General features: G+C 73.0%; 13 protein-coding genes. 6 read left to right on the top strand and 7 right to left on the bottom strand.

Translation table 11 applies throughout. From position 1 onward, the window contains the following. Positions 1-36: 36 nt before the first annotated feature. Both AC5677_RS05730 and AC5677_RS05735 read right to left on the bottom strand, forming a co-directional pair. On the bottom strand, positions 37-1,086 hold the full coding sequence (locus tag AC5677_RS05730) for a protein kinase family protein (RefSeq protein ID WP_497193905.1): 1,050 nt from the start codon (positions 1,084-1,086) through the stop codon (positions 37-39). Continuing rightward, on the bottom strand, positions 1,083-2,036 hold the full coding sequence (locus tag AC5677_RS05735) for an NUDIX hydrolase (RefSeq protein WP_497193906.1): 954 nt from the start codon (positions 2,034-2,036) through the stop codon (positions 1,083-1,085). Before AC5677_RS05735 ends, AC5677_RS05730 begins: the two co-directional genes overlap by 4 nt. 106 nt (positions 2,037-2,142) lie before the next feature. Between AC5677_RS05735 and AC5677_RS05740 the strand changes: the two genes are divergently transcribed. After that, positions 2,143-2,535: an Mpo1-like protein gene (locus AC5677_RS05740; RefSeq protein WP_497193907.1), complete on the top strand. Its 393-nt coding sequence runs from the start codon at positions 2,143-2,145 to the stop codon at positions 2,533-2,535. Positions 2,536-2,548: 13 nt separating this feature from the next. Here AC5677_RS05740 and AC5677_RS05745 read toward each other — a convergent pair whose 3' ends face one another. The 4 genes from AC5677_RS05745 to AC5677_RS05760 form a co-directional block, all read right to left on the bottom strand. Then, entirely contained in the window at positions 2,549-3,385 is an 837-nt protein-coding gene (locus AC5677_RS05745) for an ABC transporter permease (RefSeq protein ID WP_497193908.1), read from the bottom strand. Between the two features lie 15 nt (positions 3,386-3,400). After that, positions 3,401-4,249, bottom strand: a complete 849-nt coding sequence (locus AC5677_RS05750; RefSeq protein WP_497193909.1) for an ABC transporter permease — start codon at positions 4,247-4,249, stop codon at positions 3,401-3,403. Positions 4,250-4,266: 17 nt separating this feature from the next. Next, positions 4,267-5,445 carry an ABC transporter substrate-binding protein gene (locus tag AC5677_RS05755; protein ID WP_497193910.1) on the bottom strand — a complete coding sequence of 393 codons (1,179 nt, stop codon included), beginning with the start codon at positions 5,443-5,445 and terminating at the stop codon, positions 4,267-4,269. 93 nt (positions 5,446-5,538) lie between these two features. Beyond that, positions 5,539-6,606, bottom strand: coding sequence for an ABC transporter ATP-binding protein (locus AC5677_RS05760; protein WP_497193911.1), 1,068 nt, complete (start codon positions 6,604-6,606; stop codon positions 5,539-5,541). Between the two features lie 116 nt (positions 6,607-6,722). Here AC5677_RS05760 and AC5677_RS05765 point away from each other — a divergent pair, with 116 nt between their 5' ends. From AC5677_RS05765 to glpK, 5 genes are all read left to right on the top strand, one after another. Continuing rightward, a complete protein-coding gene (locus AC5677_RS05765) occupies positions 6,723-7,181 on the top strand; it encodes a Zn-ribbon domain-containing OB-fold protein (protein ID WP_497193912.1) in 459 nt (152 codons plus the stop codon). Then, entirely contained in the window at positions 7,178-8,368 is a 1,191-nt protein-coding gene (locus AC5677_RS05770; RefSeq protein WP_497193913.1) for a lipid-transfer protein, read from the top strand. Before AC5677_RS05765 ends, AC5677_RS05770 begins: the two co-directional genes overlap by 4 nt. A gap of 155 nt (positions 8,369-8,523) precedes the next feature. Further along, positions 8,524-10,251, top strand: a complete 1,728-nt coding sequence (locus AC5677_RS05775) for a bifunctional diguanylate cyclase/phosphodiesterase (RefSeq protein WP_497193914.1) — start codon at positions 8,524-8,526, stop codon at positions 10,249-10,251. Between the two features lie 147 nt (positions 10,252-10,398). Then, positions 10,399-11,166, top strand: a complete 768-nt coding sequence (locus tag AC5677_RS05780) for an MIP/aquaporin family protein (protein WP_497193915.1) — start codon at positions 10,399-10,401, stop codon at positions 11,164-11,166. A gap of 66 nt (positions 11,167-11,232) precedes the next feature. Next, the gene (gene glpK / locus AC5677_RS05785; RefSeq protein WP_497193916.1) at positions 11,233-12,750 is read left to right on the top strand and encodes a glycerol kinase GlpK; all 1,518 of its coding nucleotides are present in this window, start codon (positions 11,233-11,235) and stop codon (positions 12,748-12,750) included. Between the two features lie 131 nt (positions 12,751-12,881). Here glpK and AC5677_RS05790 read toward each other — a convergent pair whose 3' ends face one another. Continuing rightward, a complete protein-coding gene (locus tag AC5677_RS05790) occupies positions 12,882-13,493 on the bottom strand; it encodes a GTP-binding protein (RefSeq protein ID WP_497193917.1) in 612 nt (203 codons plus the stop codon). Positions 13,494-13,550: the final 57 nt, after the last annotated feature.

Here is a 13,550-nt window from a genome sequence, read left to right on the forward strand (position 1 = left end):
GCGTGGTGTGGTGTGCGTGGTGTGGCGGGATGCCGTCTAGGGATGCGGCCGTGCGGCCGGCATCGCGAACGGGCGGAAGGTACGGGGCCCGTAGAGGCGGTCGAGGAGTTCGTCGAGCTCGGCCAGCAGCCGCCAGGCGTCGTGCGGGCGGCGGGCCTCGGCGGGGAGGGTGCAGCCGCGCAGGAAGGCGTGCATCGGTTGCGGGGCGCGGTCTCCCATGAGGGTGGCCATGGTGCGGGTGGCGAGGTGGATGTCGGTGGCCTCGGTCGCCGGGCGGCGGCCGGTGACCTCGGGCGGGTAGTGGTCGCGGTGGCGTTCGACGAGGGCGGGCACGTGATCGCCGACGCCGAGCGATGTGCTGTAGCACCAGTCGAGGAGGACGAGGCCGTGCTGACCGGGGTGGATGAGGACGTGGTCGGGCAGGACGGCGCCGTGCACGAGGCCGGTCCGGTGGGCCCAGCCGAGGGCGACCAGGAGCCGGCGCCACATCCAGGCGGCGTCGCGCGGGTCGAGGCCGTCGGGGTGGGCGGTGCGGACTTCGGTCAGGGTGTGCCAGCCGGTGAGCGGGACGAGGACGTTGATGCGGCGCTCGGCTCCGGTGTCGGGGTCGCGGTGGCGGACGGTCTCCAGGAGCCGGGGTGCGTAGCCGCGGTGGCGTGGCTCGCCGCGGCGGGCGAGCCGGTTCAGGGCCGCCGCCTCGCGTTCCATCAGGTCGTTGTCGGCGACCGCGCGGGGGATCTTCAGCAGGGCGCGGTGCCGGGTGCCGTCCTGCTCGTACGACGCCTCGCGGAGTACGGCGAGGTCGCCGGAGGCCGCGACCGGCCCGAGGGTGTAGGTGCGGCGGCGGGTGGTGAGTGTGGGTTGGGCGCCGGCGGTGCGGCGTCGCCAGAGGGCGTCGAGGCGGGCGAACTCGGCCTCGGCGTCCGGGCGTTCGGCCGCGGGGACGGTGTCCGGGTGCAGGAGGCGGGCGAGCCTGCGGTGGATGCGGGCGGCCGCGGCGTCGCCGTCGGGGAAGAGGTCGGCGGGTGTGCGGGCGGCAGCCAGGGCGGCGCGGGCGGCGGCGCGGGTGTCCGCCGTGCCGGTCATCGGACGCTCTCCTCGCGGTCCGGGCGCAGCAGCGCCGGGTGCAGCAGGCGGGCGTCGCCCGCGCGGTAGAGGCGGGCGCGGGGGCCGCCGCGGGCTCCGCCGCGGGCGGCGGTCGCGCCGGTGGATTCGACGAAGCCGGGGACCGAGAGCACCTTGCGGTGGAAGTTGCCGGCGTGCAGCGGGCTGCCCCAGATGGCTTCGTAGACGCCGCGGAGTTCGACGATGGTGAATTCCTCGCCGAGGAAGGCCGTGGCCAGCGGGGTGTATTCGAGCTTGGCGCGGGCGCGGTCGAGGCCGTCGGTGACGATCCGGGCGTGGTCGAAGGCGAGCGGGAGGGCCGTACGGCCGGGCGCCTCCTGGGTGTCGTCGTCGGGCCGGGGCACGGAATCACCCCCGTCGGTCCCGTGCCCCGGGCCCTGCTCTGGGGGACGCGGGCGGGCCGCGTCCGGTTCGGTGACGGCGGAAGTATCGCCCACGGCGAAGCCGGGGCCGGCGCCGAGCCCCAGTCCGGCGACCGGGATCCAGGCGGCGGCCGAGGCGTCGCTGCCGCCCCGCGCCTCGGGGAGATCGGGCGCGAAGGCCAGGTAGGCGACGGTGACGACGGGCATGCGCGGGTCGCGGCCGGGGTCGCCGTACGAGCCGAGCTGTTCGAGGTGGACGCGCTCCAGGTGCGTGGGGTCCAGTCCGGTTTCCTCGGCCAGCTCGCGGGCCGCGGCCTCGTCGAGCGTCTCCCGGCCGGCCCGGACGAAGCCGCCGGGCAGCGCCCAGGCGCCCTTGAACGGCCGGCCGCCGCGCTCCACGAGCAGGACGTGCAGGGCTCCTTGGCGCAGCGTCAGTACGACGATGTCGACGGTCACGGCGATGGCCGGGAATTCGCGCGGGTCGTACGCCGCGAGGAACGCGCCGTCGTCGCCGCCATCCGCGGTGCCACTCCCCCGGTGCGCGTCCATGACCGCATCGCCTCCGCTTGTCATTCTCACTTTGAGTCTTTCTCGAAGCGAGAACAACATAGCACCGGGTGCTGACAGCGTCCAGGGGCGGCACTACCGTGCGGGCATGACCCATGCATCCGATGAAGCCGATGAAGCCGACGAATACGCCGCCGGCCGCGAGTTCGGCTCGTACGAGGAGTTCTGGCCCTACTACGTGGCGATGCACTCGAAGGCGGCCACCCGCTGGATCCATCTGACCGGCACGCTGACCGGGCTGGCGGTGTCCGCGTACGGGGTGCTGCGGCGGCGGCCCCGGCTGCTGCTCGCCCTGCCGGTCATCGGCTACGGCACGGCCTGGCCCGCGCACTTCCTCATCGAGGGCAACAACCCCGCGACCTTCGGCCACCCGGCGTGGTCGCTGCGCGGCGATGCGCAGATGATCCGGATGATGCTCGCGGGACGGGATGCGGAGCTGGCCGAGATCGCCGCGAAGTGGCTTGCAGAGAACGGGAGTTGAGGGACGCGGCGCGTCACGTTCCGTCGGTCGGCAGGCGTCGGATCCGCCCGCCCGCCGGATCCGACGACAGTCGCTGCGCCACATGGACGGGGATCACGGACAGCACGATCAGCAGCGTGGCGACGACGTCGACGACCGGCGCCTGGCGGGGGCGGGCCAGGTTCTCGTAGATCCACAGGGGCAGCGTCCTGGTGCCCGCGCCCGCGGTGAAGGTGGTCACCACGACCTCGTCGAAGGAGAGCGCGAAGGCCAGCAGGGCGCCGGCGAAAAGGGCTGGGCGGAGCGCCGGGAAGGTGACATGGCGCAGCGTCTGCCAGGGGCGGGCGCCCAGGTCCGCGGAGGCCTCGGCCTGTGAGGGGGCGATCCGGCGGAGCCGGGCGGCGACGTTGTTGAAGACGATGACGACGCAGAAGGTCGCATGGCCGACGACGACGGTGAACAGGCCGAAGCCGATGCCGAGCGGTTCCAGGACGGTGCGGAACGCGGCGTTGAGGGCGATGCCGGTGACGATGCCGGGCAGCGCGAGCGGCAGCACGATCAGGAACGAGACGGTCCGCCGGCCGAAGAAGCGGTGGCGGTGCACGGCGAAGGCGGCGAGCGAGCCGAGGACCAGGGCGATGGCGGTGGCGCCGAGGCCCGCCTGCAGCGAGGTCCACAGGGCGTCGCGGGCGCCCGCGCTGTGCAGGGCGCGGCGCCACCACTCGCCGGTGAGCGCGCTGGGCGGCCAGGCGAACGAGCGGTCGGCGTTGACGGAGTTGAGGACGACCAGGATCAGCGGGAGATGGATCAGCGCGAGTCCGGCGGCCGTGATGCAGCCGAGCACGATGCGGGCGGTGCGCGGCAGCTGCACCGAACCACCTCCTGGCTAGAGGGAATCGAGGGCGCCCGCCCGGCGGACGGCGGCGAGGTAGCAGACGATGAGGGCCACCGGTACGGCGGACAGGGCCGCGGCGAGCGGCAGGTCGAGGGTGACCTGGGAGGCGATGACATTGCCCAGGAGCTGGGTGCGGCCGCCGACGATCTGCACGGTGAGGTAGTCGCCGAGGGACAGCGAGAAGGTGAAGACGGAACCGGCCAGGAGCGCGGGACGGACGGCCGGGGCGACGACGGAGCGCAGCGTTCTGAGGGTGCCCGCGCCGAGGTCGGCGGAGGCCTCCAGGTGGTGGGCGGGCAGCCTCTCCAGGGCCGCGTGGACCGGCAGGATCATGTACGGCAGCCAGAGGTAGGCGAGGACGAGGACGACGGCCGTGGTGCCGTATCCGGGGCCGTGCAGTCCGAACGGGGCGAGCGCCGCGTTGACGATGCCGTGCTCGCCGAGCATGACCCGCCAGGCGTACGCCTTGACGAGATAGCCGGCCCACAGCGGGGTGAGGACGGCCACCAGGAGGGCGGCGCGCAGCCGGCCGGTGGCCACCCGCGCCATGAAGAAGGCCATGGGCAGGGCGAGGGCGGCGTCGAGGAGGGTGACAGTGACGGCGATGCCCAGGGTGCGCAGGGCGACGGCGCGGTAGACCGGGGTGGTCAGGATGTCGCGGAAGTTGTCGGTGGTGAAGGAGTGGACGACGTCGGAGGTGAAGGGGTCGGTGGTCCAGAAGGCGGTGAGGAGGAGGACGGCGAGGGAGCCGAGGTAGGCGAGGACCAGCCAGAGGAGCGGCGGGGCGAGGAGGGCGGCGAGCCGGGCGCGGGCGCGGGGCCCTTCGTCGGGGGCGGACATCCGGGGTCCCGCCCCGGCTAGCCCTTGATCTCCGTCCAGGCGCGGGTCCATTCCGCGTAATCGGTGCACCTGACGTTCTTCCGGCCGTCGAGGCACTGCGGGACCGGCGTGGTCCAGAAGTGGACGCGACGGTAGTAGCTCTCGTCGTCGGCGTGGTAGACCGCGCAGTGCCGGGGGTCGGCGGTCTCCTTGCAGGCCTTGGCGTTCGCCGGCGCCTCGCCGAAGTACTCGGCCACCTGGGCGTTGACCTTCGGGGAGACGATCCAGTCGAGCCATTTGTAGGCGCAGTTGGGGTGCTTGGCGGTGGCGGAGACCATCCAGGTGTCCGACCAGCCGGTCGCGCCCTCCTTGGGGAGCACGGCCTTGACCGGGGCCTTCTCCGCCGTGGCGGTGTTGGCGATGACCTGCCAGCTGGTGCCGATGACGCTGTCGCCGCCCTTGAAGGCGGTGACCTCCTTCTGGTAGTCGCTCCAGTACTCGCCGATGTGCTGCCGCTGCTTCTTCAACAGCGCGACGGCGGCCGCGAGTTGCTTGTCGTCCAGGGCGTAGGGGTCCTTGATGCCGAGCGCGGGATCGGTCTTCATCAGGTAGAGGGCGGCGTCGGCGATGTAGATGGGCGAGTCGTACGCGGTCACCTTGCCCGAGTACTTCGCCGCGTCGTCGAAGACGGCCCGCCAGGAGTCGGGTGCCGGGGAGACCTTGTCGGTGCGGTACATCAGCAGGTTGGCGCCGCGGCCGTGCGGGATGCCGTACATCCGCCCGTTCCTGGAGTTGAACGGGCGCATCTTGAGGCCGGTGAAGATGTCGCGGTAGTTCGGGACGAGCTCGGTGTTGACGGGCGCCACGTCCTTGGCGGCGATCAGCCGGAGGGTGGCGTCGCCGGAGGCGGAGACGGTGTCGTACTGGCCGGTCTTCATCAGCGCGACCATCTCGTCGGAGGTCCCGGCGGTCCTGGTGTTGACCTTGCAGCCGGTCCGTTTCTCGAAGGGGTGCACCCAGTCGGCCTTGGGGTCGTTGGAGCCGTCCTCGGCGTAGCCCGCCCAGGCGACGATGTCGACCCGTCCCTCGCCCTTGCCGACGGTCTTCTTCTCGGCGGGCCCCGCGCCGCCGGCACCCCCGCCGCCGGAGCCGCAGGCGGCGGCCAGCAGCAGGACACCGGCCGCCGCGACGGCTCGCCACGAATTCGCGTTGCGCATGGTGAACTCCCCTGTCGCACACGGCTGTCGAGCCCCGCCAGTATCCGGAAACCGGTCGTCCGCCACCAGGGGGCGTCGGCCGCCGGACGTCCCTCAGCCCGGTACGGGGAAGGCGTCGCCGATGTCCCACAGAAGGTGGACGGCGGCGCCGGTACGCGCCGCCTCCGGCAGCCGCGCGGTGTTCTGCCGCAGCACGGTGAGCCGGTCGTCACCGCCGTCGAGGCGGACCACGAAGCGGGTGTGGGCACCGGCATGGGCGATATCGGTGATCCGGCCGGGCACCCCGCGCTCCCCCGGCCCCGGCACGCTGCCGGGCGCCGCGATCCGGATCCGCTCGGGGCGGATGCTGTACGTGCCCGGGGCGCCGACGACGCGCGCCGCCGCCTCGTCGCGCAGCAGGTTGGTGGTGCCGACGAAGCCCGCGACGAAGGCGGTGGCCGGGTGGTCGTAGACCTCCAGCGGCGGGCCGGTCTGCACGATGCGGCCGCCGTCGAGGACGGCGAGGCGGTCGCTGAGCGTCAGCGCCTCCTCCTGGTCGTGGGTGACGAGGAGGAAGGTGACGTCGGTGGCGCGCTGGATGCGTTTGAGCTCCGCCTGCATCTCCTGGCGCAGCCTGAGGTCGAGGGCGCCGAGGGGCTCGTCGAGGAGCAGCAGTCCGGGACGGTCGATCAGGGCGCGGGCGAGGGCGACGCGCTGGCGCTGGCCGCCGGAGAGCCGGTCGGGGCGGCGCGGTCCGTAGCCGTCGAGCCGGACGGTCGCCAGGGCCTCGCGGGCGCGGGCGAGGCGTTCGGCTCTGCGGATGCCACGGACGGTCAGCGCGTAGGCGACGTTCTGCTCGACGGTCATGTGCGGGAAGAGGGCGTAGTCCTGGAAGACGGTGTGGACGTCGCGCCGGCTGGGCGGGAGGTCCGTGACGTCGTGGCCGGCGAGGGTGATGCGGCCCGTGGTGGGGCGTTCGAAGCCGGCGATGAGGCGCAGCAGGGTGGTCTTCCCGGAGCCGGAGGGGCCGAGCAGGGAGAAGAACTCGCCTTGGTGGATGGTGAGTTCCGTGGCATCGACGGCGCGGAGCGGGCCGAAGTCCTTGGTGACGGCCGTCAGGCGGACGGCGGGAGGTGCGGCGGTGCGGGCGGCACCGGCGTCGGCGCGGCCGGCTTCGGTCACGGGCACTCCCCTCGTGAACGGCGTGATCGCGCCGGTGACTGTACCGGGGTTCCGCGCCGGGCGGCAGCGTGCCACACTTCTGACGTTCCGTCAGTTTCGGGTTCCGGGGAGGCGTCGTGCCACGCTCACGTAAGCCGGTGGTGCCGGGCTGGTTCGATCCGGACGCCGCGGAGTTCCGGCTGCTGGGGACGCGGTGCCGGGCCTGCGGCGCGGTGTTCTTCCCCCGCGAGGACGCCTTCTGCCGCAACCCCGGCTGCGCGGGCGGCGAGCTGGAGGAGGTGCCGCTGTCCCGCCGCGGCACGGTCTGGTCCTACACCGATGCCCGCTATCGCCCGCCCGCCCCGTACGTCAGCGACCCCGACGCCGAATGGCGGCCGTACACGCTGGTCGCCGTGGAGCTGGCGGCCGAGCGGATGGTGGTCCTCGGGCAGGCGGCGCCCGGCGTGGGCGTCGCGGATCTGGAGGTCGGCGCGGAGGTCGAGCTGGTGCCGGGGGTACTCGACGAGGACGCCGAGCACACCTGGACGACCTGGCACTGGAAGCCGGTCGCCGCGGGCCGCGGGGAGGGCGCATGACGCACGACGTGGCGGTGCTCGGCGCGGGGATGCATCCCTGGGGCAAGTGGGGACGGAGCTTTGTCGAGTACGGGACGAAGGCGGCGCGGGAGGCGCTGGCGGACGCGGGGCTCGACTGGCGCGCCGTACAGAGCGTGGTCGGCGCGAACACGGTGCGCGGCGGCTATCCGGGCCATGTCGCGGGCGCGACCTTCGCACGGGCGCTGGGCTGGCAGGGCGCGCGGGTGACCAGCGTCTACGCGGCCTGCGCGTCCGGTGCGCAGGCCATCGGCACCGCACGGGCGCAGATCCTGGCGGGCCTGGCGGAGGTGGCGCTGGTGGTGGGCGCCGACGCCGCGCCCAAGGGCTTCTTCGCCCCGGCCGGCGGCGAGCGCCCGGACGATCCGGACTGGCTGCGGTTCCGGGTGCTGGGTGCCACCAACCCGGCGTACTTCGGGCTGTATGCGCGCCGCAGGATGGCGCTGTACGGCGATACGACGGATCACTTCGCCCAGGTGAAGGTGAAGAACGCGGCGGCGGGCGCGCTCAATCCGTACGCCCGCTACCGCAAGCGGGTCAGCGCGCAGGAGGTCGCCGCGTCGGCCGTGGTCTGCGATCCGCTGCGGCTGCTGGACATCTGCGCCACCTCCGACGGCGCCGCGGCGCTGGTCCTGAGCAGCATGGACTTCGCCCGGCGGCACGGCGTCGCGGACCCGGTCCGGATCCGGGCGGTCTCCACGGCCACCCCGCAGTATCCGCGGACCGTACCGGACCTGCCCGATATCGCCACCGACTCGGCGGCCGCCGTGCCGGAGCCGGCGACCGGCTTCCGGGCCTCCATCGCGCGCCATGCGTACGAGGAGGCGGGCCTGGGCCCCGAGGACCTCTCGCTGGCCGAGGTCTACGACCTGTCCACCGCGCTGGAGCTGGAGTGGTACGAGGACCTGGGGCTGTGCGGGACGGGCGAGGCGGCGAAGCTGCTGCAGGAGGGGGCGACCGCGCTCGGCGGGCGGCTGCCGGTGAACACCAGCGGCGGGCTGGCCTCGTTCGGCGAGGCGGTGCCGGCCCAGGCGATCGCCCAGGTCTGCGAGCTGACCTGGCAGCTGCGGGGCCGGGCGGGTGAGCGTCAGGTCCCGGGCGCACGGGTCGGTGTCACGGCGAATCAGGGGCTGTTCGGGCACGGGTCGGCGGTCGTCGCCGTACGGTGAGCGGCCGGGCGCGGGACCCGCGGGCCCCTCCGCCCGAAAAGCGTGTGCGCATCGCCGGGCGGCCGCCCATACGCTCCGAAAGGATGCGTGAACAGTGCGTGAACCGGGCGCCGTTCGTGGCCCTGGGGCGGCATTCTGGCGCGGTGCCTGCCTGGATGGACGAGCTTCGCTTCGCCTTTCAACCCGTCGTGAACCTCGCGACCGGCTCGGTCGCCGCCTTGGAGATACTCGCCCGCCCCGAGGACGGCGAGGGCGGCTTCGACGTGCTGGGCTCCGCGCACCGCTGCCCCGATCTGGACGCCGAGCTGGCGGCGCTCGCCGTACGGGCCGCGGCTCGCCAGGAGACGATGCTGCCGCTGCAGGTGAACGTCTTCGCCGCGACGGTCGCCGAACTGCCGTCACTGACGTCCCTGGGCAAAGCCGTACGCGATGCGGGCCGGCGACCGTGGGAGATCACGCTGGACATCGGCGGGCCGTTCACCCATGTCCCGCACCGCTCGCTGCTGGAGGCGGTGGCGGGGCTGCGCGACGAGGGGTACCGGATCTGCGCGGACGGGGTGGGGGACGGCGATCTGCCGCTGCGGCTGCTCGGCGAACTGACGCCGGACCTGGTCAAACTCGACCGGTCGCTGTGCGCGGGACTGGCCACCGACCGGGGCCGGCGGGCCGCGGTGGCCGCGATGCGGCAGCTGTGCGAGCAGGTGGGCGGGCTGCTGGCCATCGAGGGGGTGGAGACCGAGCGGCAGTATGCGGCGGCGCGGGCGGCGGGGGTGCAGCTGGCGCAGGGGCATCTGTTCGCGCCGCCCGCCCGGCGCGCCGCCGTCGATGTGTACCTGCCGGCCGAGCGCCCGCCGCAGACGCGCGGCCCGGCGCCGTACAGCCCGCCCTCGGGACCGCCGGTCGCGCAGTTCCTGCAGCCCGCGGCGATGCTGCCGATGTCCGCGTCCGCGGGTGCGGTGCGCAGCCATCTCACCGGGTTTCCGGGGGTGTCGGGGGTACTGCTGGTGGACACCGACGGGGTGCCGGTGCGGGCGATCGACCGCGACCGGTTCCTGTTGTCGCTGTCCGGACGGTACGGCCATGCGCTGTACGCGGACCGGCCGGCGCTGCGCCTGGCGGACCGGCCGCGCACGGTGGGTGCGGACGCCACCGCCTGGCAGGTGCTGGACCTGATCGCCGACGGGGAGCGCGACCGTACCGGCGACGATGTGGCGGTGGTGGACGAGCGCGGCCGGTGCATGGGGGTGGTCCATCTCGCCGACATCGTGCGGGCGCTGGCCGAGAGCCGGGTGGAGGAGGCCGCGCGGCTCAATCCGCTGACCCGGCTGCCCGGTTCGGATGCGGTCAACGGCGAGGTGGACCGGCGGATGGCCGAGGGCCGGGCGTTCGCGCTGAGCTGGCTGGATGTGGACGGTTTCAAGCAGATCAACGACGGAGCGGGGTTCGCGGCGGGCGATGAGCTGATCCGTTCGGTGGGGCGGACGCTGGCGGAGGTCGCGGCGCGCGAGCCGTGCGCCCGGGTGGGGCATATCGGCGGGGACGACTTCCTGGTGCTGACCGGCCCCGGGGCGACGGGGCCGTTCGCGGAGGCGGTGCTGGATGTGACGTGGACGGCGGGCGGGCGGCCGGTCACCCTGTCGCTGGCGACGGTGGACTGTCCGCCGGGCAGCGTCCGCGGTCACCACGAGGCGGCGGCCGCCCTGGCGCCGCTGAAGCAGGCCGCGAAGGCGCTGCCGGGGGCGAGCTGGGTGGTCGGCCGGCCGGGCACGGAGCGTACGGAGATCCGGCGGGGAGGCGCGGCGCGGGTGCCGCCGCCGGCCGGTACGACGGGTGCGGGCACGGCGGGTACGGCCGGCACAGAGGGCGCACGAAGCCGCCTGTAACGGCGTCACAGAGCGTTCCCCGAACCGGAATCTCTCCTCAACTTCCGCCATTGTGCGCGACCTTGACGGTCGATCACCTCAGGTGAACACTTCCCGGTGCCTGCACGGAGGTCCGGGGGCCGCCCCGGGTGAGGCCAAGGAGGCGCCATGTATTCCAATGGGGACATCATCGTCGGTGAAGTGATCGGCACCGCGATCCTGATTCTGTTCGGCGCGGGGGTGTGCGCCGCCGTCACACTGCACTACTCGAAAGCGAGATCCGCCGGCTGGGTGGTGATCGCCTTCGGCTGGGGTATGGGCGTACTCGCCGGGGCCTATACCGCCGCGCCGCTGTCCGGAGGACACCTCAACCCGGCGGTGACGGTCGGTTCGGCGGTCGCGGGCGGCACCGAGTGGTCGAAGGTACCGCTGTACATCCTGGCCCAGATGATCGGCGCGATGATCGGCGCCGTACTGGCCTGGGCGCTGTACTACGCGCAGTTCGCCGCCAACTCCGAGCAGGACAAGGCACAGCCGACCGTGGGGATCTTCGCCACCGGCCCGGAGATCCGCAATCCGGCCGCCAACCTCGTCACGGAGATCATCGCCACCGTCGGCCTGGTGCTGCCGCTGCTGTTCTTCGGCGAGAACAAGGGCATCGGCATCGGCCAGGTCCCCGGCGCGCACGCGGGCGTCTACGGCTCCGGGATCAATGTGCTGCTGGTCGCGCTGCTCGTCGTCGGCATCGGGCTCTCGCTCGGGGGACCCACCGGCTACGCCATCAACCCCGCCCGCGACCTCGGTCCGCGGATCGCGCACGCACTGCTGCCGATCCCCCACAAGGGCTCCTCGGACTGGAGTTACGCCTGGGTGCCGGTGGCCGGTCCGCTGATCGGCGCGGTGCTCTCCGGCCTGGCCTACCAAGCAGCGTTCTGATCCCGCGGCACGCGGACGCGGCGGGCCCGCTGCACCCACTACCAGGACTTCAGGAGGCGTGACGGCATGACGGAGCAGACCGAGAAGTACGTTGCCGCGATCGACCAGGGCACCACGTCGAGCCGCTGCATCATCTTCAACCACGACGGGGCGATCGTCGCCGTCGACCAGCGCGAGCACCTCCAGATCTTTCCGCAGCCGGGCTGGGTGGAACACGACGCCACCGAGATCTGGTCGAAGGTGCAGGCCGTGGTGGCGGGCGCGCTGGCCAAGGCGGGGCTGCGCGCGGACCAGCTGAGCGCCCTGGGCATCACCAACCAGCGCGAGACCACGGTCCTGTGGGACCGGGCCACCGGACAGCCGGTGCACCACGCGATCGTCTGGCAGGACACCCGCACCGCCGAGCTGTGCACCGAACTGGGCGGCGCGGACGGCCAGGACCGCTTCCGGGAGGCCACCGGGCTGCCACTGGCGAGCTATTTCTCCGGGCCGAAGGCCGCCTGGCTGCTGGATGAGATACCGGGGCTGCGGGCACGCGCCGAGCGCGGCGAGATCGCGTTCGGCACCATCGACTCCTGGCTGATCTGGAATCTGACCGGCGGCACCGACGGCGGGGTGCATGTCACCGACGTCACCAACGCCGGCCGCACCATGCTCATGAACCTCTCCACCCTCCAATGGGACCCGGCGATCCTGTCGGCGATGCGGGTGCCGGAGGCGATCCTGCCGGAGATCCGCTCGTCGGCCGAGGTGTACGGGACGGCCGTCGGGCAGCTGCAGGGCGTCCCCGTGGCGTCCGCGCTGGGCGACCAGCAGTCGGCCGTCTTCGGGCAGACCTGCTACGGCGTCGGCGAGGCCAAGAACACCTACGGCACCGGTTCGTTCCTGCTGCTGAACACCGGCAACCGCCCGGTTCCGTCCAAGAGCGGGCTGCTGACGACCATGGGCTACCAGCTCGGCGGCGAGGCGCCGGTTTACTGCCTGGAGGGCTCCATCGCGATCACCGGCGCCCTGGTGCAGTGGCTGCGCGACCAGCTCGGCATCATCGCGTCGGCGGCCGAGATCGAGCCGCTGGCGGCGAGCGTCCCGGACAACGGCGGCGCCTATATCGTCCCGGCGTTCTCCGGCCTGTTCGCGCCGTACTGGCGCTCGGACGCACGCGGGGTGATCACCGGCCTCACCGGCTTTGTGACCAAGGCCCATCTGGCGCGCGCCGTCCTGGAGGCGACCAGCTGGCAGACCCGTGAGGTCGTGGACGCCATGTACCAGGACTCGGGGGTGCGGATCACCCAGCTCAAGGTCGACGGCGGGATGACGGCCAACAATCTGCTGATGCAGCATCAGGCGGATGTGCTGGGCGTACCGGTGATCCGCCCGGTGATCCCGGAGACGACCTGCCTGGGCGCGGCGTACGCGGCGGGGCTGGCGACCGGTGTCTGGCAGGACCTCGACGAACTCAAGACGCACTGGAAGCGCGACACGGAGTGGACGCCGCGGATGGACGGCCAGGCCAGGGAGCGCGAGTACGGCAACTGGCGCAAGGCCGTGGAGCGCAGCTTCGGCTGGCTGGAGGGGGCGTCGTGACCCGGACCGGCAGGTCCGGCGGCGGGCGGGGCGGCCCCACGCCCCCCGTCCGGGCCGACGGCTGACCCCTCGGACAGGGTCTGCGGCCCGTGCCCCGGACGGCGGGGTACGGGCCGCATCCGCGCGCCCGGTCAGGGCAGCGCCGGCTCCCGCTCCTCCGCGCCGAAGTGCATCGCGTGCCGGACGACCGCGATCAGCACATCCCGTGCGGACTCCTTGCGCCGGGCGTCACACAGCATCACCGGCACCGCGGGGTCCAGGTCCAGGGCCTCCCGGACGGTTTCCGCGGGGTAGTGCTCGGCGCCGTCGAAGCAGTTGACGGCGACGGTGAAGGGCAGGCCGCGCCGCTCGAAGTAGTCGATCGCGGCGAAGCAGTCCGCCAGGCGGCGGGTGTCGGCGAGCACCACCGCGCCGAGGGCGCCGCGCGAGAGCTCGTCCCAGAGGAACCAGAAGCGGTCCTGGCCCGGGGTGCCGAAGAGATAGAGGACCAGTTCCTCGTTGAGGGTGATGCGACCGAAGTCCATCATGACGGTGGTGGTGGTCTTGCCCTCCACCCCGTTCAGGTCGTCGACGGGCCGGCCCGCCTCGGTCAGCCGCTCCTCGGTGCGCAGCGGCTTGATCTCACTGACGGCGCCCACCAGGGTGGTCTTGCCCACGCCGAAGCCGCCCGCGACAAGGATCTTGAGCGTCATCGGGTCGGCCGCCACAGGCCGGCTGCGGCGCTCAGAACGCCCGAAGGCCATGGGATTCTTCTCCTGAATTGCCGTAAGTGCAGGGGGAAACAAAGATTTTGTACGGCT

Source organism: Streptomyces sp. JLSY215 (assembly GCF_059682825.1).